This is a genomic window from Polaromonas sp., assembly GCF_018780625.1.
Taxonomy (GTDB): domain Bacteria; phylum Pseudomonadota; class Gammaproteobacteria; order Burkholderiales; family Burkholderiaceae_C; genus Polaromonas.
In genome coordinates this window covers 1-20,116 of sequence record NZ_JADMJK010000017.1, presented here as the reverse complement: position 1 = coordinate 20,116, position 20,116 = coordinate 1, and the positions used below count along the sequence as shown (strand labels likewise).

Sequence of the window (20,116 nt, the reverse complement as noted above, 5' to 3'; positions counted from 1 at the left end):
GCCAGCGTCAGGCTGAGCGCCTTGGCGGCGGCGCCAAAGCTGCCGTGTTCAATGACCGCGGCCAGCGCGTCGAGTTGCCGGGCATCGAGCATGAAAGCCTCTTTAGTTTTTATTGTGCAAAGCTAATTTTAGTTAATTCTATTTAACCAATGCGGGGTTTTCGCGACACTGGCGTGGCCTCTTGTTTGTTTCCCTGTTTTCCCCCTCCGTTTGACCGCGCCGCACCATGATTCTCTTTACCGCCCCCGCTTTTTTTGCCGGCCTGATCCTGAGCCTGTCACTGATCATGGCCATAGGCCCGCAAAACGCCCATGTGATGCGCATGGGTCTGCTACGCCAGCACTTGTGGCTGACGATTGCGGTCTGCATCGTGGCCGACATCGCGCTGATTGCCACCGGCGTGGCCGGGCTGGCGCAGCTGGGCGGGCTGTCCGACAAGCTGCTGGGCGCCATGACGGGCGCCGGCGCGCTGGTCTTGCTGCTGTACGGCGGCCAGGCGATGCGGCGTTTTTTGCAGCCGCCACCGCCGCCCGCACCGGGGGCCAGCGCGGCCGCGCGCCTGTCGCGGCGCCAGGCGGTTGGGCTGGCGCTGGCCCTGTCGGTGCTGAACCCACATGCCTGGCTCGACACGGCGGTGGTGATTGGCACCGCCTCGCTGGCCTATGCGCAGCCGGACAACGCAGTGTTTGGCGTGGGCGCCGCAGCCGGTTCGCTGCTGTGGTTCAGCGTGCTGGGCCTGGCCATGTGGGGCCTGGGGCAGCGGCTCCATTCACCGCGTATCTGGCGCGCGCTCGATGCGCTGGTGGCCGTGATGATGTGGGGCACCGCGCTCTGGCTGCTGGCCGGGCTGCGTGCATAAGCGCTCGACCTGCCGCTGCATCAGCCGCGCCAGAACTCGGGCCGACTGTAATGGTGCTTCAAAAAATCGATCCACAGCCGCACCCGCAGCGGCAAATGCTTGCGCTGCGGAAACACGGCATAAATGCCGTTGGGCGGCGCGGTAAAGTCCTCCAGCACCGCCACCAGCCGGCCGGCGGCCAGTTCCGACTCGACCTCCCAGGTGCTGCGCCAGGCGATGCCATAGCCGGCCAGGCACCAGTCGTGCAGCACCTGCCCGTCCGAGCAATCCAGCGGGCCGCCGGGCTTGAGGTGAATGATCTCGGGGTCGCCGTCCGCCGGCGCGTCCGCGAGGACGCCTTCATGTTGCCGCCCTTGGGCGCTGCGCGGAACGCGAAACGCCCAGCCGCGCGTCTGCGAGGCCTCGCTGGACAGCGTGAGGCAGTCAAATTTGGCCAGTTCGCCGGGGTGCTGCGGCGTGCCATGGGTTTGCAGGTAGCGCGGCGTGGCCACGCACAGGCGCCGGTTGTCGGCCAGCCGCACGCTGACCAGCGACGAGTCAGGCATGTCGCCGACCCGCACCGCGCAGTCAAAACCCTCGCCGGCCAGATCGACCACGCGGTCACTCAGGTTCAGCGTGATCGTGACCTCGGCATGCTGCGCCCGGAACTGGGGCACCAGCGGCGCCACATGGCGGCGGCCAAATCCGGCCGGCGCCGTGATGCGCAAATGCCCGCTGGCCTTGACGCCGCCGGCCGACACGCTGGCCTCGGCATTGGCCAGGTCGGCCAGCAGGCGCTGGCAATCTTCCAGAAAAGCGCTGCCCTCGTGCGTCAGCGTGATGCGCCGCGTGGTGCGCACCAGCAGCTTGACGCCCAGGCGTTCCTCCAGCGCATCAAGCCGCCGGCCCATGATGGCGGGCGCCACGCCCTCGGCAAGCGCCGCTGCCGTCAGGCTGCCGCGCGCGACCACGGATACAAAGGATTCGAGCTGCTTGAGTTTGGCCATGGCGAATTATGGACAAACAAGCGCTGAATCATTCACCACGCAGGGCTCATTACGACAATTTAATGCGGCAAGTAGTGCGGCTGCGGGCCGGCAGGTCAGTAACGCAGCTGGGCCACCGCGCGCAGCAGCTCGGGCGTGGTAGTCGGGTAGCCGAAGAACTCCAGGTAAGCCGGGATCTGCTCGAACAGCATGTCCGAGCCGACCTGCACCGGGCAGCCGCGTGCCTGCGCGGCGGTGAGAAACGCGGTCATCTCGGTGCGCATGACGACTTCGCCGACAAAGGTGGTCGGGGCAATGCGTGCAATGTCCATCGGCAGCGGGTCGCCCTCGTTCATGCCCATGGGCGTGGCATTGACCACCAGGTCGAAGCCGGCCGGATCGTTGGAGCCGGTGCGAACCTCCAGCGCGGGGTAATGCTTTTTCAGCCGCCCGGCCAGGCCTTCGCAGGAAGCGGTGTGCATGTCGTACAGGCTGATGGCGCCAATGCCGGCCGCTGCCAATGAGGCGGCAATCGCCGACCCCACGCCGCCGCTTCCGACCACCAGCACGCGCGCGCCGGCAAGTAGCAATCCCTTGCGCAGCACGCCGCGCACAAAGCCTTCGCCGTCGAACATGTCGCCTTCGAGCTTGCCGTCGGCGCCGCGCCGCACCGCATTGCACGAGCCCGCAACGGCCACGGTGGGCGTGATGCGGTCCAGCAGGCCAAGGGTAGCGACCTTGTGCGGCATGGTGATCAGCGCGCCCCGGATGTTGGTCAGCGTGAACACCGCACGCAAAAAGGCCGGGTAGTCCGCGCTCTGGCAGCCCATGGGCATGACCCGGGCGTTGACGCCGATGTGGTCAAAGTAGGGGTTGTAGATCATCGGCGCCTTGAAGGCGTGCGTCGGGTAGCCAATGTGGGCGATGAGTTCGGTGTTGCCGTTGATCATGGTTTTTCTGTAAGTGGTGCGTGCCCGTCGGGGCGTTGCGGCGGTCAGGGTCCGGGCGGAGATTCGCAAGCTGTCTGGCGCCACTGCGCCATGGCGGCCAGGCGGAACGGTGCATTCGGCGCGCCATAACCGGCATAAGGCCCCCGCCGCTCGACCAGCTCAAAATGAAAGCGGTCGTCAAACGGCGTGAGGTAGAGCTGCAGCAGCTCGCCGCCATTGGGTTCGCGGTCGTACAAAATGCCGAGCGCGCGCATGGCAGCCAGCAACTCGGCGTCGATGTCGTACCGGGCCGCCAAGTCGTCGTAGTAGTTGTCCGGCATCGGCAGCAGCGGCGCGCCCTGCGCCTTCAGCGCGCGCGCCGTGGCAAGCAGGTCGGTCACGGCCAGCGCGATCTGCTGCATGCCCGCGCCCCGAAAGCGCGACACGGCCCGCGACACCGAGGTGTTGTCGCGCTCGGAGACGACGATCGACACGCGCACCGCGCGGTCGGCCGACTCGATCTCGCGGCTCTTGATCACGCCGTAGGGGTCGTGCATGACCACGTTGCGCTCGGGCACCAGGCCCAGCACCGCGCGGTCAAACAATACCCACGGCTCTACCTGTCCGGCTGGCACGGCCTGCACCAGGTGGTCGAAGCGCGCCGTGTCGCCGAGTGGGCCACCCTTCAGGGCCGATTCGTCCATCGCAAAGTCGGCGTCGAAGGCGTAGCGACCCGCCTGCGGCGTTGCGCAGAAATAGACCAGGCTGCCGTCGGGGGCGCGCACCGCCGGAATGGTCAACTCGTTGTGGCCGACGCGGCCGGCCACGCGCGGGCACTGCAGCGCCTCGGCTCTCGCCAGCGCACCGGCGACATCGGGCGTGGCCAGCGCCACGGCGCAGGCCGAGGTGCCATGCAGCTCGAAATGGCTGCGGGCGAACGAATCCTCTTCCAGATTGACGATCAGGCGAACCTCGCCCTGGCCATACAGATCAACATTTTTGGAACGGTGATGGCCGATGCGGCGAAAGCCGCTGGCCTGCAGCCAGGCTGCCAGCCGCATCCCCGCTGCCGGGTCGACAGCAAACTCGACGAAGGCCCAGCCGGTGAGCACGGGCGGCGGCGGCGGGGCGAACAGCGGCACCTTGCAGGCCACGCCATCCCTGGCCTGGCTTTGGCGCACCTGGTCTTCGAGCCACAGCAGCGAGCGCTTGGCATCGACCGCGTTGGCGCGGGCTGGCGCGGCGCGGAATTCGTCATTGAAGATTTCGAGCGACAGCGGGCCGGTGTAGCCGGCGTCCAGCACGGCGCGCGTGAACCGGGCCATCTCGAACTCGCCCTGGCCGGGAAAGCAGCGGTAATGGCGGCTGTGGGTCAGCACGTCGGTGTTGACCCAGGGCGCATCGGCCAACTGGACAAAGAAAATCTTGTCGCCGGGCAGCTGCGCAATCGGCAGCGGGTCGTCGCGCAGCGCCAAGGTGTGAAAGCTGTCGAGCGCCAGTCCAAGGTGCCGATGGTTGACGCGCTTGACCACTTCCCAGACCTGGGAAAAGTGCTTGATCTGGCTGCCCCAGGCCAGCGCCTCGTAGGCAATGTACATGCCGCGTCGCCCGGCCGCCTCGGCCAGCCGCTGGAACTGTTCGGCCAGCTGGTCGAAGTCGCCCAGCGCGTCGGGCTGGACGCTGGAGCAGACCAGGATCATCGAGGTGCCGAGTTCCTGCATCACGTCAAACTTGCGTTCGGCGCGTTCCAGGTTGCGCGCCAGTTGGGCCGGCGTGCTCGCGTCAAAGTCGCGAAAGGGCTGAAACAGGTCAATGGTGAGACCGAGGTCCGCGCAGATCCGGCCCACCTCGGCAGGCGTTCCCGGGAACTGAAGCAGATCGTTCTCGAAGATTTCCACGCCATCGAAGTGCGCCGCAGCCGCGGCCTGCAGCTTTTCGCGCAGCATTCCGGATAAAGAGACCGTGGCGATTGAATGGCGCATGGGCAACCCGGTTCTGTCGGTCAGGCGGCTGAAGCCTTGGGGACCGATTGCGCAGCCGAAACGGCAGCGCGCAGCGCGAGCAGATAGCTGTCCACGCCAAAGCCGCAAATCTGGCCTTTGACGATTTCGGCAAACACCGACACGTGGCGAAATGCCTCTCTAGCATGGATGTTGGACATGTGCAATTCAACGACCGGGCAGGTCAGGATCGCCAGCGCGTCGCGGATGCCGTAGCTGTAGTGGGTCCAGGCGCCGGCATTGATCAGCACTGCGTCCACGCCGTCGGCATAGCCCTGGTGAATGCGCTCGCACATCGCGGCTTCGCTGTTGGTCTGGAAGGCTTCAATGTCTGCACCGAGTTCCTGGCCCAAGGCGGCCAGTCTGGCGTTGATTTCGTCCAGCGTGACGGTGCCGTATTGCGCCGGGTCGCGCTTGCCGAACATGTTGTGGTTGATGCCGTGAAGCATGAGGATTTTCATGATTTTTTTCTCGTCAGCGGGTCACCCGCGCGCGCCTGCGGCGGGTGACCCGTGTGGCCTGCGCTTACTTGCGGGCCTTGGCCAGCTCTTCCTGGATTTCCTTGACCGTTTCCTGACCCACCGACACCGCGTACTTGGCGATCACGGGGCGCATGTTGTCGCGCAGCTTGTCCATTTCAGCCGCGGGCAGCTCGGTCACCTGCATGCCGGCTTTCTTCAGGCCATCCAGCGCTGTGCCGGCGGCTTCACGCGCCACCTGGCGCTGGTATTTGCCGGCTTCCACGGCCGCGTCGCCGATCAGCTTTTTCTCGTCAGCGCTCAGCGCGTCCCAGAACTTCTTGCTGATGATGACGGACTGCGGGTTGTAGACGTGGTTGGTGACGGTGAGGTGCTTTTGCACTTCAAACAGCTTGTTGGCCGAGATCACGGAGTACGGGTTCTCCTGTCCGTCCAGCGCCTTGGATTCCAGCGCGGCATAGACCTCGGGGAAGGCCATGGGCGTGGGGTTGGCGCCCAGTGCCTTGACCCAGTCCAGGTTGATCGGGTTGGGGATCACGCGTATCTTCAGGCCCGCAAAGTCTTCGACCTTGTTGATGGGGCGTTTGCTGTTGGTCATGTTGCGAAAGCCCAGCTCCCAGTAGGTCAGGCCCACAATGCCTTTTTCAGGCAGCTTGGCGTGCATTTTCTTGCCAAACGGGCCATCGACCACGGCGTCGGCTTCCTTGCTGTTGGCAAACAGAAAGGGGAAGTCATAAATGGCGAATTCCTTGACCTGGCTGGCCAGGATGCCGGAGTTCATGGTCACCATCTCCAGCGTGCCGCCCTGCAGGGCCGACACGTTGGGCGCGTCGCCGCCCAGCACGCCGCCGGGGAACAGGTTGACCTTGATCTTGCCGCCGGATTTGGTCTTGACGATATCGGCAAATTTTTCCATGCCCATCACCAGCGGGTGGCCCTTGGGGTTTTGCGTGGCGAACTTGATGGTGCGTTCGCTGACCTGGGCCTGAGCCATGCCGAAAGCCGCCAGGGCCGCAGCCGCCACCATCGTTTTAATCATCATGCGTTTCATGGTTGTCTCCTGAAATATTCATCACAGTACGCAAAAAATGAGGTGCGGAGCAAGGCGTACCAGACACGCCCCACACCCGGAAAAAATGAAGGACTTAGCCGTAAAACCAGCGGGCCGGCACCATCACCAGTTGCGGGAACAGGACCATCAGGAACATGATGGTGAATTGCGCAATCATGAAAGGCATCACCCCTTTGGTCACGTCGTCCATGCTGACTTTGCCGACACCCGCAACCGTGTTGAGCACCGTGCCCACTGGCGGGGTAATCAGGCCAATGGCGTTGTTGATGATGAACAGCACGCCAAAGTACACGGGGTCAATTCCGGCGGCCTTGACGATGGGCATGAGCACCGGCGTCAGGATCAGGATGGTCGGCGTCATGTCCATGGCCGAACCCACCAGCATCACCAGCAGCATGATGGCGAACATCAGCAGCTTGGGGCTGTCCAGCAGTGGCTGCAGCAAACTGACCACTTCGTCCGGCAGTTGCGCCACGGTGATCAGCCAAGCCGACACCATGGCCGCCGCCACCAGGAACATGATCACGGCGGTGGTCTTGGCGGCCGCCAGGAACAAGCCGTACATCTGCTTGAGCTTGAGCTCCTTGTAGACCAGCGTCGAGATCAGCATGGCGTACACCGCCGCCACCACGGCGGCCTCGGTCGGCGTGAACACGCCAAACTTCAGGCCCACCACCACGATCACCGGCAGCACCAGGGCAAACGTGGCGTCCTTGAACGCGGCAAACACGTCAGCCTTTGACTTGCGCGGCGGCACCGAGACGGTTTCCTTGCGCGCCACATACCACCAGGTCACCACCAGCGACAGGGCCAGCAAGATGCCGGGAAATATGCCGGCCATGAACAGCTTGGAAATCGACACGTTGGCGGCCACGCCAAAGATCACGAAGCCGATGCTGGGCGGAATGATGGGCGCGATGATGCTGGCCGAGGCCAGCAAGCCCGCAGAGCGCCCCTTGTCGTGGCCGGCCGCCACCATCATGGGCAACAGCAAGGCCGACAGCGCGGCGGCATCGGCCACGGCCGAACCCGAGAGCGCCGCCAGCATCACGGCCGCCACAATGGCCACGTAACCGAGGCCGCCCTTGATGTGCCCGACCAGCGCCATGGCAAAGTTGACGATGCGGCGCGACAGCCCGCCCGCGTTCATGACCTCACCGGCCAGCATGAAAAAGGGCACGGCCAGCAGCGGAAAGCTGTCCGCGCCGTTGATCACGTTTTGCGCCAGGATTTGCGCATCGAACATGTTCATGTGCCACATCAGCGCCGCGCCGCACAGCAGCAGGGAAAAAGCGATGGGAATGCCCAGCGCCATGGCGGCCAGCAGGGAACCCAGAAAAATAGCGATCGTCATGTCAGTTTCTCCGGGTTCAAGGATGGGGGTCGCCGTGCGGCATGTTGTCGGATTCGCGGATGCCGATCAACTCGGAGTCCGGCAATTGCCCGCTGAGCAGGCGCCACAAGTCGTGGAGCAAGATCACACCGCCCGACACCGCAAACACCAGGCCGGCGCCATAGAAAATGGCCATGGACACTTCCATCGCGGCACTGGTGGAGTCCCAGTTGATCCTGACCTGCGCCAGCGTGCCCTCAAAGATCAGCCAGCAGATGAACAGCATCAGCAGATGGCCCAGCGCCAGGCAGACCTTCTTGCCCAGTACCGGCAGCCGTGACACCAGCATGTCAGTGCCCAGATGCCCGTGCTCATGCAGCGCCACGATGGCGCCCAGGAACGTGAGCCAGACAAACAGCCAGCGCGACAACTCTTCGCTGACCGCAATGCCGGAGTTCAGCGCATAGCGCAGCACCACATTCGTGAACACCAGCACCACCATCAGCGCCAAGCTGGCCGCCATCAGCGCGGACAGCAGCCGGCAGTACCTGTCTATCAATGTCTGGATCACGGTTTGTCTCCTGAATTTACACCTGACATGTAATGTACTAACTAGTTAGTTTTTCAAACTCAGGGCTTACCCTAGGCCGATTGTTTAAATCGGCGCTAGCTGTTATGCCAAAAGTCGCTAGCGGCGCACAAAGCGCACCACCATCTCGGTGATGCTGCTGCGGCGCGCGGCGACGGCCTGCGCCGTGCGGGCGTCTTCCTTGAAAATCAGGCCAAAGGTGTGCTGATTCGAGACGTTGAAAAACGTCAGGGCCGAGATCGACGCATGAATGTCGATCGGGTCCAGCCCCGGCCGGAACACCCCCTCGGCCACGCCGCGCTGATACAGCCGGGCAATCGCCTGGATGGCGGGCACATTGAGCTCCTGGATGGTCTTGCTTTGCGCCAGGTAGGCGCCGCGCTCCATGTTTTCGGTCATCACCAGCCGGATGTAGTCCGGGTTGCCGCTGTGGTGGTCGAAGGTGAACTCCACCAGCCGGCGCAGCGCCGCTTCGGGCGCCAGGTCTTCCAGGTGCTGTTCGGCCTCGATCTGGCGCATGCGGCGGTAGGCCTCCTCCAGCACCGCCACGTACAGGCCTTCCTTGCTGCCGAAATAGTAGTAAATCATGCGCTTGCTGGTCCGGGTGGCGGCCGCAATCGCGTCGATGCGCGCGCCGCTCAGGCCCTTGGCCGCAAACTCGGCGGTCGCCACTTCCAGGATGCCGGCCATGGTGCGGGCCGGGTCGTTGGTGCGCGGGGCCGGCGCGGGCTTGAGCGCGGCCCTGACCACGGGCTTTTTGGCGGCTTTGTCGGTGCGCGCGGAATGTACTAACTCGTTCATTCGGGCAGTATAAAGCGGCGCTGCAGCACATGATCGCGGGCCTCCAGTGGGACATCAGACCAAGGGAACGGTCAGCTTGTCGATCACCGCGCGGGTGTCGGGCCGCACACCGCGCCACCACGCAAAGGCTTCGGCGGCCTGCTCGGCCAGCATGCCCACGCCGTCGGCCAGTTGCTGAACGCCCGCATTCTGCGCCAGCCGCAGAAAGGGCGTCAAGCCCTTGCCGTAGGCCAGCTCGTAGGCCAGTGCGCAATGTGCAAACACCGACGCGGGCACGGGCGGCAGTTCGGCGCGCAGGCTGGCGGAGGTGGCATTGAACACCACGTCGAAACGCTGGCCGACCAGATCGGTGTAGGCACAACCCCGCACCGCCCCATGGCCGGCGCCGATACGCGCCAGTTCCAGCGCCTTGTCCACGCTGCGATGGGCAATCACCAGCCCAGCGGGTTCCTGCGCCAGGAAGGGCAGCAGCGCGCCCCGCGCAGCGCCGCCCGCGCCCAGCAGCAAGACGCGCTTTCCCTTTAACGGTTGGTTCAGGTTGTGCGTCACGTCGCGCACCAGGCCCACGCCGTCAAAGTTTTCGGCCAGCACGCGCTCGCCGTCAAACTTCATGGCGTTGGCCGCGCCCGCCAGTTGGGCGCGCTCGGAGCGCTCGGTCGCATAGGCAAAGGCGTCCAGCTTGAACGGGGCCGTGATGTTCAGGCCCAGTCCGCCAGCCGCACGAAACGCATCGGCGGCGCCGGCGAAACCGCCCAGCGGGCCTTCAATGGCGGTGTAGTCGATGTCCTGCCCGGTGGCCTGCGCGAACGTGCCATGGATCAGCGGCGACTTGCTGAATCCGATGGGATTGCCGATCACGGCATAACGATCAGTCATGAGAGGTCTCCTTGGGTTTATCACAGCTGGCCAACCGCTTCTTCGGCGTACAGCACGCCGTCCTTCAGCAAGGCCTCGATGTCGGCTTCGCTGTAGCCCAGGTCGGCGGCGATGCGGCGGTTGTGCTGGCCCATCAGCGGCGCGGGCATGGTCACGGTGGTGTCGCAGCCCGAAAAATTGAAGGGCAAGTTGGGCAGCCTGACCTTGCCCAGCACCGGGTGGTCTTGCGCGATGACCATGTTGCGCGCCACGATCTGCGGGTCGTTCAGCACTTCCTCGATGTTCTGCACCTTGGCGCTGGGCACGTCGATGGCGTCCAGCGCGGCCAGGCATTCGGCCACGCTGCGCGCCGACACCCAGGCCCTGGCCAGTGCCAGGATTTCCACGCGGTTCTGGTTGCGCCCATCCGCGGTGTGAAAGCGCGCGTCAGCGGCCAGCGCCTGGCCGCCTATCAGGCCGGCAAAGCGTTTCCAGGCGTCGTCCACCTGCGCGGCAATCACCAGGTGGCCGTCGCTGGCGGTGAACACGCCATAGAGCGTGCTTTGCGGCATGTCGTGCCCGGTCTGCACGGGAATTTCCTGGCCGCCCGAAAGCGTGTAGCACTGCACCGCGTAGTCGTGCATGGACACCAGGCAGTCGTACAAGGACAGGTCAATGTGCTGGCCCCGGCCCGACTTGACGCGCCCCAGCAGCGCCGCGCACACCGAGGCCACGCCGTGAATGCCGGTGTACATGTCGCCCAGCGACACGCGCAGCAGCGGCGGCGTCTGGCCGGGCTCGCCGACCATGGCCATGATGCCGCTCTTGGCTTCGGCGATCAATCCAAACCCGGCGCGGTGCGCGTCGGGGCCGGTGTGGCCGTAAGCCGAAATCGAGCAGTACACCAGACCAGGGTTGCGCCCCGACAGCGCGTCATAGCCCAGGCCGAGTTTTTTCAGCGCGCCGGGGCGGTAGTTCTCGACAAACACATCGGCCGTGTCGGTGAGCTTGTGCATCAGGTCCAGGCCGCGCGGGTCTTTGAGGTTGATGCACAAGCCCTGCTTGCCCATGTTTTGCTGCAAAAAGTAGCCGCTCTGGCCATTGATGAAATAGGCGTGCTGGCGCCCGGCGTCGCCCGTGGTGGGGCGCTCGACCTTGATCACCTCGGCGCCCAGCGCCGCCAGGCAGCGGCTGAGGTAGGGACCGGCCAGAAAGTGGCTGTAGTCGATGACGCGAAAGCCGGCCAGCGGCAGGGCCTGCGTGGGTCGGGTGGTCGTGGTTTTTTCTGAATAAGTCATTAAATATGCCCTTAGCCCGCGCTGGAATTTAATTAGCAGCTATTTTTTTAATAGTAAAAATCAAACTGCGGCCGTGGGCCGGCGCGGCACCATCAGCCGGTGCTCGCCCTTTTGCACCACCTGCCCATGCTGGTTGATCAGCACGGCGGGCAGCACCACAATGCCCCAGCCGGGCTTGCTTTTGGAGACCCGCATGCTTTCGACATGAAAGGTGATGTGCAGCACGTCGTTGATCTTGATCGGCAGCAGAAAGTCCCAGGTCCAGCCCAGCGACATGCCGGGCAAGAAACGGTATTCGCACTGGGTTTTCAGGCCATCGGCCACCGACAGTCCCATCAGGCCATGCGCCACACGACAGCCAAAATGAGAGGCCTTGGCGTATGCCTCGTCCACATGCACGGGCGTGAAGTCGCCGGTCAGCTCGGCGTAGGCGTCAATGCGCTCGGCCGTGACGGTATAGGTCGGGCTGGTGCATTCGTCGCCGACCTGGGCGTCGTCCCAGTATTTTTCGGGCGTGCTGAACAGGATGTTGGGCTTGGGCATGGGGGGTGTCTTTCAAACGCGGGCCTGGATGGCCAGGGCTTCGGCCACGCTGTTGCCATGCGCCTGAATCAGCTCAACGGCCAGGCCGTCGGGCAGCTGCAGCCAGTTGCGGCCCTGCGGCAGTTCTTTCACGCCCCACTTTTGCGCGTCCACCAGCGCCGATTCGAGGTCCTGCACCATGATGCCCAGATGGGCGAGCCAGCCGGCGTCGTTGCTGGGCGGCGCTTCAAAGCCGGGCGTGTGCATCAGCTGCATGCCGCCAACCGTCCAGACCTGCTGCGGTGCGTCGGCGGGGCCATCGACCTCGCGCACATCCATGCCCAGCACGTCATGGAAAAAGTCGATGTGCCACTGGATGTCCTTGACGCGCACGGCGACGTGTTCGACATAGGACTTCTGGCTACGGGGCATGGCGGCAGATTCAGGAGACGCGGTCAGCGTGGGAGCGGAAGTTTCCAGGCCCTTGATGCAGGCCACCAGCGTCTGGTTGACCGGCGTCGGCACGCCGCAGCGCGCCCCCCAGCGCACCACCGAGCCGTTGACAAAGTCGATCTCGGTGACCGAGCCTTTTTCCAGGCTTTGCAGCATCGAGGTCTTGAACGCATACGGCAGGCCGGCGCCGGCCTTGCGCCAGGCATCGCGCGGGTCGGTGATGCTCAGCACAATGCCGCTGGCCTGGGCCACCGCCATCGCTTCGGCCACCGCCGCCACGCCACAGGCTTCAAGTTCGGGCCGCTGGTACAGCTCGCCGTACGTCAGGCGCGTGATGCCGCTCAAAGCGCCGGTGGCCACATTGATCAGCAGCTTGTCCCACATGGTGCCCAGGATGTTGTCGCTGACAAAGGTTTCCAGTCCGGCGGCGTTGAAGGTGTCGGCAATGCGCTGCACCCGCTCGCTGCGCGAGCCGTCGAGCTCGCCAATGTGCGTGTCCTTGCCGCGCGTGCCTATCAGCACATGGCCGGGCGCCAGCTGGGAGCCGCCGGCATAGGTCTTGCCGGCCAGCACGCGTTCGCGGCCCACGATCTCGGCCAGGATGTCTTCATGGCCCAGCCCATTTTGCAGCGACAGCACGGCCGTGTCGGGCCCGAGCAGCGAGGTGGCCGCCTCCATCGCTTCGCGTGTGTGAAAGGACTTGACCAGCACCACCACCAGATCGGCCACGCCCACCGGCGCTGCCGTGGTGGCCGCATGCACGGGCACCGCCCGGTCCACGCCGCCATCGCGCAGCAGCAGGCCGCGGCTATTCATGGCGTCAGCCTGGTCGGCGTTGCGGTTGATCAGCCAGACCTCATTGCCCGCTTCGGTCAGCACGCCGCCCAGGGCGCAACCAAGGGCGCCCGCGCCCAATATGCAAATTTTCACAGCCAGCTCCTTGTTGATCGAGAACCCGGATTCTGGGCACACGCCATCATGTTGTCCATGGGGGCGTTTTAATAATGTCCATTGCCAATCACAATAAAGCCAGGAGACTCGCCCATGCGCCCCGAATTTGAACTGCTCGACATCAAGCTGCTGCGCCTGCTGGACCAGCTCTACACCACCCGCAGCGTGACGCGCTCGGCCGAGGCGCTGGGCCAGAGCCAGCCCACCGTGAGCATCTGGCTGGCCAGGCTGCGCGCGCAGTTGGGCGACCCGCTGTTTGTGCGCACCGCTGGAGGCATGCTGCCCACGCCGCGCACCGACGCGCTGATAGGCACGGTGCGCGAGGTGCTGGACGGGCTGCAGCGGCTGTCGCAGGCCGGCGCCGGGTTTGAGCCGGCCACGGCGCAGCGGCGGTTTTCAATCTGCATGACCGACGCCAGCCACATCACGCTACTGCCCCGGCTGCTGGCCCATGTGCGGGCGGTGGCGCCCGGCGTGTCGCTGCAGGCCAGCCGCATCGATGCGCAGTTGGCCCAGGCGCTGCAAAGTGGCGAGGCCGACCTGGCCGTGGGATTTTTGCCCTGGCTGGACACGGGCTTTTACCAGCAAACCCTGTATGCGCAAGACTGGATCTGCCTGGCCAATGCCCAGCACCCGCGCGTGCGGGGCGCGGGGGAAAAGCACTGGAACCTGGCTGTGTACCAGCAGGAAGCGCACATCAGCATCAGTTCGGGCACCGGCCACCAGCTGCTTGAAAGCGCCGTGGCCGCGCAGCAGATCACGCGCCAGCTACGGCTGGAATTGCCGGGTTTTCTGGGCCTGTCGGCGATTTTGTCGACCAGCGACCTGATCGCCACGCTGCCCCGCCACATCGGCGAAACCCTGGCCCACGCCGCCGGCCCGAACGGCTTGCAGGTGCTGCCCTGCCCGTTCGGGATTCCCGGCTTCACCGTCAAGCAGTACTGGCACGCCCGCTACCACCATGATGCGGCCAGCCGCTGGCTGCGCGGCGTGTGCGCGGAATTGTTCATGAAGAGCGCTCCCAGCCCGTGACAACCGGGCGGCCAGCGCCCGCCTTACTGCGGCACCACGCCGGCTTTTTTGACCAGGCCCGCGTACTTCACCATTTCCGACTTGAAGTGCGCCAGCGCGAACTCGGGCGTGGAGATGTTGATGGTGTTGCCCTGCCTGGCCATGGACTCCCTGACCTCGGGCGTGGAAAACGCCGCCACCACCGCCGCGTTGATGCGCTTGACCTGGTCGGCCGGCAGCCCCTTTGGGCCGATCACGGCGATCCAGCCTTCCACCATGTAGCCGGGGTAGCCCTGCTCGGTGGACGTGGGAATGTCGGGCGCGGCCGGAATGCGGGCCGGCGCCGACACGCAAATGGCGCGCATCGTGCCGGCCTTGATGTGCGCCTGCGCCGACGGCAGCGCCAGCACGCCCATGTCGACCTGGCCGGAAATGATGTCCTGCACCATGGGCGCCACGCCGCGGTAGGGAATGTGGGTGACAAAGGTCTTGGTCACGTCCTTGAACATCTCGGGCGCCAGGTGCAGGATGGTGCCGTTGCCCGACGAGGCGTAGTTGTACTTGCCAGGGTTGGCCTTGAACAGCGCGACCAGCTCTTTCATGTCCCTGGCCGGCACCTTGGGGTTGACGACCAGCACCAGCGGCGTGGCGCCGATCACGGCAATCGGCGTGATGTCGGCCACCGGGTCAAACGGCAGCGACTTGAGCACGCTGGGGTAGATCACATGGTTGTTGGACACCATGGACAGCGTCAGGCCATCGGGCGCGGACTTGATCATGGCGGCGGTGCCGACCACACCGCCGGCGCCGGGCTGGTTCTCGATCACCACCGCCTGCCCGAGTGCCTTGGACAGCGCCTGGCTGGACGCGCGGGCAATGCCGTCGACGCCCGAACCGGCGGACACCGGCAGGATGAACTTGACCACGCGATCAGACTGGGCCCAGGCGCCCGTGGGCAAGGCCAGCGCAGCAGCCAGGCCGGCCAGGGTCTGGCGGCGTGTGAGGTGAAGGGAAAAATGGGTCATGGGAGTCTCCGTTGTAGTTGATGTGAATGCGGAATGCGTCAATGCAGGCCAGCGGCAGTGGCGCATTTGCTTGCCGCCAAGCATATAGGACACGAACGACGGGAGCGCTGCCCTGGCCACAGGCGCCCACGGCATTAGGCTTGATTTGGTCATGTATTAACTCATTTTGATGTCAATAATCTTTTATCAAGTATCAAATACCATAGAGTTCATGGAAAAACCCGCCACCCATACGCCCGCCCCTTTGCGCGCCGTGCTGTTTGACGCCTACGGCACGCTGTTTGACGTGTACAGCGTGGGCCTGGCGGCCGAGCAATTGTTCCCCGGCCGCGGCCAGGCGCTGGGCGTGCTGTGGCGCGACAAGCAGATCGAGTACACCCACCTGGTCACCACCAGCAGCCACGGCGCGCACTACCAGCCGTTCTGGGACCTGACGCGCGCCGCCCTGCGCTACGCCTGCCTGCGCCTGGCACTGGACCTGACGGCCGAGCGCGAGGACCGGCTGATGAACCAGTACCGGCATTTGTCGGCCTTTCCCGAAAACAAGGACGTGCTGCAAGCCCTGAAAGCGCGCGGCATCGTGACCGGCATTTTGTCCAACGGCGATCCGGCCATGCTGGCGCTGGCGGTCAAGTCCGCCGGGCTGGACGGCCTGCTCGACCATGTGCTCAGCGTTGACGCGATCCGCAAGTACAAGACCCACCCCGACGCCTACGCGCTGGGCCTGCAGGCCACCGGCTTGCCGGCGCGGCAGATTGCATTTGTCAGCTGCAACAGTTGGGACGCGCTGGCCGCCACCTGGTTTGGCTACCAGACGCTGTGGGTCAACCGCTACCAGTTGCCGTTTGAAACCCTGGGCACGCCGCCCGTGCACACCGGGAGCAACCTGCGCGATGTGCTGGCGCTGCCCGGCTTGCAAGGCGCGCAGGCATGACGCCATTGGACGCGTTGCTGATTGGCGCGGGCGGCTTTGCGGCCGGCGCGGTCAATGCGGTGGCTGGCGGCGGCACGTTTTTTTCGTTCCCGGCGATGCTGGCCGTGGGCCTGCCGCCAGTGGTGGCCAACGCCAGCAATTCGGTCGCGCTGTGGCCCGGCAGTTTGACGGGCGCCTGGGCCTACCGGCAGGAACTGGCGCGCTACAAGCGCTACCTGCTGCCCATGGGCATCGCGTCGCTGCTGGGCGGCGTGGCGGGCGGCTTGCTGCTGCTGGCGGCCGGTGACGCGCGCTTTTCGGCGCTGATTCCCTGGCTGCTGGCCTTTGCCACGGCGCTGTTTGCGTTCAGCCCGCAGCTGTCGGCCGCCCTGAAGCGCAGGCGTGCCCCGGCAGCCGCAACCACTGAAACTGGCCACGGCGCGGGCTCACCCATCGGCTGGGGGGTGCAATTGCTGGTGTCGGTCTACGGCGGCTTTTTTGGCGCCGGCATGGGCATCCTGATGATGGCCAGCCTGGCGATTGGCGGGCATGAAGACGTGCAGCACATCAACGCACTGAAAAACCTGCTGTCGGCGGTGATCTACAGTGTCACCGTGGTCACCTTTGTGGTGGCCGGCGCCGTCAGCTGGCCACACACATTGGTGATGCTGCTGACCGCCAGCCTGGGCGGCTACGCCGGCGCCCGCCTGGCGCGCAAGATTCAGGGGCCGTGGCTGCGCCGCATCGTGATTGCCGTGGGCAGCGCGCTCAGCCTGTATTATTTTTTCAAGGCGCTGGCCTGACCCGGCCATCCCATCATCTCCCCGTTTATTTTTCAAAGGAAACGCAAACCATGACCGAACGCACCACCAGCCATCGCCTCCAGGTGGCGACCGAACTCTTCAGCTTCATCAACGAACAGGTGCTGCCGGGCACCGGCGTCGAGAGCAGCCAATTCTGGACCGGCGTGGACGCCATCGTGGCCGACCTGGCCCCCAGGAACATCGCCCTGCTGGCCGAGCGTGACCGCCTGCAGGCCGAACTGGACGCCTGGCACAGCGCCCACCCCGGCCCGATCACCGACATGCCGGCCTACCGCGCTTTCCTGGAAGGCGTCGGCTACCTCGTGCCGCAGCCCGCCACCGTCGCCATCACCACCGCCAACGTCGACGCCGAGCTGGCCGTGCAGGCCGGCCCGCAACTGGTCGTGCCGATTCTGAATGCGCGCTACGCGCTGAACGCCGCCAACGCGCGCTGGGGCTCGCTGTATGACGCGCTGTACGGCACCGACGCGATTCCCGAGACCGACGGCGCCGAAAAAGGCAAGGGCTACAACCCGGTGCGCGGCGCCAAGGTGATTGCATTCGCCCGCAATCTGCTCGACCAGGCCGCCCCGCTGGCCAGCGGCTCGCACCAAGACGCCACCGGCTACCGCGTGGAAGCCGGCCAGCTGGTCGTGGCGCTGCCAGGCGGCGCTACCCGCCTGGCGAACCCGGCCCAATTTGTCGGCCACCAAGGCGACGCCAGCGCGCCCACGTCGGTGCTGCTGGTGCACAACGGCCTGCACATCGACATCATCATCAACCGCGACACCACCATCGGAAAAACCGATGCCGCCGGCGTCAGCGACCTGGTGATTGAGTCCGCCCTGTCCACCATCCTGGACCTGGAAGACTCGGTGGCCGTGGTCGATGCCGAAGACAAAGTGCTGGCCTACAGCAACTGGCTCGGCATCCTGAAGGGCACGCTGACCGAGGAAGTCAGCAAGGGCGGCAAGACCTTCACGCGCGGGCTGAACCCCGACCGCCAGTACACGGGCGCCAACGGCCAGCCGGTGTCGCTGCATGGCCGCTCGCTGATGTTTGTGCGCAACGTCGGCCATTTGATGACGAATCCGGCCATCCTGTACGAAGGCGGCAAGGAAATCCCTGAAGGCATCCTGGACGCCGTGGTCACCGTCACCATTGCCATGCACGACCTGCAGCGCAAGGGCAACTCCCGCACCGGCAGCGTCTACATCGTCAAGCCCAAGATGCACGGCCCGGCTGAAGTCGCGTTTGCCTCCGAACTGTTCGGCCGCGTCGAAGCGCTGCTGGGCTTGAGCCCCAACACCGTCAAGCTCGGCATCATGGACGAAGAGCGCCGCACCAGCGTCAACCTGAAAGCCTGCATTGCCGAAGCCGGCGCGCGCGTGGCCTTCATCAACACCGGCTTCCTGGACCGCACCGGCGACGAGATGCACACCGCCATGCAGGCCGGCCCCATGATCCGCAAGGGCGACATGAAATCGACCGCCTGGATTGCCGCCTACGAGAAAAACAACGTGCTGACCGGCCTGGCCTGCGGCCTGCGCGGCAAGGCGCAGATCGGCAAGGGCATGTGGGCCATGCCCGACCTGATGGCCGCCATGCTGGAGCAAAAAATTGCCCACCCCAAAGCCGGCGCCAACACCGCCTGGGTGCCCAGCCCGACCGCCGCCACGCTGCATGCGCTGCATTACCACCAGGTGCTGGTGTCCGATGTGCAAAAGGAACTCGAAAAGATTGACGCCAACGCCGAGCGCGACAACCTGCTCAACGGCCTGCTGACCATTCCCGTGACAAGCGAGCCAAACTGGTCCGCCGCCGAAAAGCAGCAGGAACTCGACAACAACGCACAGGGCATTTTGGGCTACGTGGTGCGCTGGATCGACCAGGGCGTGGGCTGCTCCAAGGTGCCCGACATCCACAACATCGCGCTGATGGAAGACCGCGCGACGCTGCGCATTTCCAGCCAGCACATGGCCAACTGGCTGCACCACGGTGTCGTGACAAAAGAGCAGATCACCGAAACCTTCGAGCGCATGGCCGCCGTGGTTGACGGCCAGAACGCCGGCGACCCGCTGTACAAGCCGATGGCCGGGCACTTTGATACGTCGGCGGCGTACAAGGCGGCTTGCGACCTGGTGTTCAAGGGCCTGGAGCAGCCTAGCGGTTATACCGAGCCGCTGCTGCATGCCTGGCGGCTGAAGGTGAAGGCGGGTACGGCTTGAGTTTGGTGGTGCGGGTTGCTATTGATTAAATAGCAATCTTCACCTGCAGAGTATGCAATGTAGGCCTATTTGCCGTATAAAATAGCCACTACCAAGCCCCGTTTGCCATTGCGCAGACGGGGTTTCTTTATTTCGCGCGTCTTGGAGATGGACTGAAGCAAAGGAACCCCAATAACGCTCAAAATGCCCGTTGATACACTCCAGCTTTGAGCAGCTGCGCATCTATTACGAAGCCCGTGGCCTGCATTTAAACGATGCCTTCATGAAAAATCTGGAGTTGCTCACGCCAGACGATAAGCCCAATTACGCCGCCTATTTACTGGCCGACAACAACGGAATTTCCATTCAAGTCGCCAAATACACCGACACCACGCGCATGCACCTGGTGGAAAACCGTGACTATGGCCGCTGCTCACTGGTCAAAGCGCTGAAAGCCGTTCTGGATCGGGTAGAGGTAGAAAACACCATCTTCACCAAGATCGGCTACCCCCTGCGCCAGGAACGCGAAATGATCAACTCCATCGCCATGCGCGAAGCCGTCATTAACGCCATTGTTCACAACGACTACTCCTATGGCGCCGTTCCCAAGATCGAATTCTTCTCTGACCGGGTAGAAATCACCGCCATGGGTGGCCTGCCTTATGGCGTCGAGGAAGAAGACTTTTTCAGCGGCGGCTCGGTGCCCCGCAACAAAGAAATCATGCGGGTGTTTCGTGATCTGGAGATCGTTGAGCATTTGGGCTCCGGCATTCTGCGCATCGTCCAAGCCTACGGCAAAGATGTTTTTGAAATTCGTAAAAGCTTCGTGCGCGTGGTCTTGCCCTATGCCGAACCCATCGATGGCACAACCCCGCAAGTCACCCCGCAAGTCACCCCGCAAGTGCTGCGGCTGCTGCAGGGTACCGAACGGGAGCAAAAGCGGAGTAGCGTGCATGCTGCCGCGCTCAAGCAATTGCTGGATGCACCAGCGGGCGGCACCACGATCGTTTGGAACGCGGGCACGATGACCATTAATGGCAGCGAACGCAAG

At 64.5% G+C, this 20,116-nt stretch carries 19 protein-coding genes and 2 pseudogenes; 6 read left to right on the top strand and 15 right to left on the bottom strand.

All coding sequences use genetic code 11. The features are described 5' to 3' along the window. A pseudogene (locus IV091_RS01555) lies at positions 1–92 on the bottom strand (ArgP/LysG family DNA-binding transcriptional regulator); the annotation flags it as partial. Between the two features lie 134 nt (positions 93–226). Here IV091_RS01555 and IV091_RS01550 point away from each other — a divergent pair. Continuing rightward, positions 227–859 (top strand): LysE family transporter, encoded by a 633-nt coding sequence (locus tag IV091_RS01550; protein ID WP_293464261.1) that lies wholly within the window; start codon positions 227–229, stop codon positions 857–859. Positions 860–879: 20 nt separating this feature from the next. Here the strand turns inward: IV091_RS01550 and IV091_RS01545 are convergent, their stop codons facing one another. The 13 genes and pseudogenes from IV091_RS01545 to IV091_RS01485 all read right to left on the bottom strand — a co-directional run. Beyond that, positions 880–1,845: a LysR family transcriptional regulator gene (locus IV091_RS01545; RefSeq protein WP_293464259.1), complete on the bottom strand. Its 966-nt coding sequence runs from the start codon at positions 1,843–1,845 to the stop codon at positions 880–882. Positions 1,846–1,940: 95 nt separating this feature from the next. Next, positions 1,941–2,774: a ThiF family adenylyltransferase gene (locus tag IV091_RS01540; RefSeq protein WP_293464257.1), complete on the bottom strand. Its 834-nt coding sequence runs from the start codon at positions 2,772–2,774 to the stop codon at positions 1,941–1,943. A gap of 44 nt (positions 2,775–2,818) precedes the next feature. After that, positions 2,819–4,735 (bottom strand): sugar phosphate isomerase/epimerase and 4-hydroxyphenylpyruvate domain-containing protein, encoded by a 1,917-nt coding sequence (locus IV091_RS01535; protein WP_293464255.1) that lies wholly within the window; start codon positions 4,733–4,735, stop codon positions 2,819–2,821. 20 nt (positions 4,736–4,755) lie between these two features. Next, on the bottom strand, positions 4,756–5,214 hold the full coding sequence (aroQ, locus tag IV091_RS01530; RefSeq protein WP_293464253.1) for a type II 3-dehydroquinate dehydratase: 459 nt from the start codon (positions 5,212–5,214) through the stop codon (positions 4,756–4,758). Positions 5,215–5,278: 64 nt separating this feature from the next. Beyond that, complete coding sequence (locus IV091_RS01525; RefSeq protein WP_293464252.1) at positions 5,279–6,283, bottom strand: TRAP transporter substrate-binding protein; 1,005 nt, start codon at positions 6,281–6,283, stop codon at positions 5,279–5,281. 94 nt (positions 6,284–6,377) lie between these two features. Then, a complete protein-coding gene (locus IV091_RS01520) occupies positions 6,378–7,658 on the bottom strand; it encodes a TRAP transporter large permease subunit (RefSeq protein WP_293464250.1) in 1,281 nt (426 codons plus the stop codon). A 16-nt stretch (positions 7,659–7,674) separates the two neighbouring features. Then, on the bottom strand, positions 7,675–8,205 hold the full coding sequence (locus IV091_RS01515; protein WP_293464265.1) for a TRAP transporter small permease: 531 nt from the start codon (positions 8,203–8,205) through the stop codon (positions 7,675–7,677). A 120-nt stretch (positions 8,206–8,325) separates the two neighbouring features. Next, entirely contained in the window at positions 8,326–9,027 is a 702-nt protein-coding gene (locus IV091_RS01510; RefSeq protein ID WP_293464248.1) for a TetR/AcrR family transcriptional regulator, read from the bottom strand. Between the two features lie 54 nt (positions 9,028–9,081). Then, positions 9,082–9,903, bottom strand: a complete 822-nt coding sequence (aroE, locus tag IV091_RS01505; protein WP_293464246.1) for a shikimate dehydrogenase — start codon at positions 9,901–9,903, stop codon at positions 9,082–9,084. A gap of 20 nt (positions 9,904–9,923) precedes the next feature. Further along, complete coding sequence (locus IV091_RS01500) at positions 9,924–11,180, bottom strand: CoA transferase (protein WP_293464244.1); 1,257 nt, start codon at positions 11,178–11,180, stop codon at positions 9,924–9,926. 60 nt (positions 11,181–11,240) lie between these two features. Continuing rightward, positions 11,241–11,723, bottom strand: coding sequence for a MaoC family dehydratase (locus IV091_RS01495; RefSeq protein ID WP_293464242.1), 483 nt, complete (start codon positions 11,721–11,723; stop codon positions 11,241–11,243). Positions 11,724–11,735: 12 nt separating this feature from the next. Further along, positions 11,736–12,134 (bottom strand): VOC family protein, encoded by a 399-nt coding sequence (locus tag IV091_RS01490; protein ID WP_293464263.1) that lies wholly within the window; start codon positions 12,132–12,134, stop codon positions 11,736–11,738. Positions 12,135–12,176: 42 nt separating this feature from the next. Next, positions 12,177–13,085: pseudogene (locus IV091_RS01485) on the bottom strand (ketopantoate reductase family protein); the annotation flags it as partial. 114 nt (positions 13,086–13,199) lie between these two features. On the opposite strand from IV091_RS01485, the gene IV091_RS01480 reads away from it, so the two are divergent. Beyond that, the gene (locus IV091_RS01480) at positions 13,200–14,138 is read left to right on the top strand and encodes a LysR family transcriptional regulator (RefSeq protein ID WP_293464240.1); all 939 of its coding nucleotides are present in this window, start codon (positions 13,200–13,202) and stop codon (positions 14,136–14,138) included. 23 nt (positions 14,139–14,161) lie between these two features. Here IV091_RS01480 and IV091_RS01475 read toward each other — a convergent pair whose 3' ends face one another. Continuing rightward, on the bottom strand, positions 14,162–15,142 hold the full coding sequence (locus IV091_RS01475) for a tripartite tricarboxylate transporter substrate binding protein (RefSeq protein ID WP_293464238.1): 981 nt from the start codon (positions 15,140–15,142) through the stop codon (positions 14,162–14,164). A 211-nt stretch (positions 15,143–15,353) separates the two neighbouring features. Between IV091_RS01475 and IV091_RS01470 the strand changes: the two genes are divergently transcribed. The 4 genes from IV091_RS01470 to IV091_RS01455 form a co-directional block, all read left to right on the top strand. Further along, a complete protein-coding gene (locus tag IV091_RS01470; protein ID WP_293464236.1) occupies positions 15,354–16,076 on the top strand; it encodes a haloacid dehalogenase type II in 723 nt (240 codons plus the stop codon). Then, entirely contained in the window at positions 16,073–16,858 is a 786-nt protein-coding gene (locus IV091_RS01465; RefSeq protein WP_293464234.1) for a sulfite exporter TauE/SafE family protein, read from the top strand. The genes IV091_RS01470 and IV091_RS01465 overlap by 4 nt, the downstream gene beginning before the upstream one ends. A gap of 50 nt (positions 16,859–16,908) precedes the next feature. Then, a complete protein-coding gene (locus IV091_RS01460; protein ID WP_293464232.1) occupies positions 16,909–19,086 on the top strand; it encodes a malate synthase G in 2,178 nt (725 codons plus the stop codon). Between the two features lie 262 nt (positions 19,087–19,348). After that, positions 19,349–20,116: ATP-binding protein (locus IV091_RS01455; RefSeq protein ID WP_293464230.1), on the top strand; the 768-nt coding region annotated here is incomplete at its 3' end.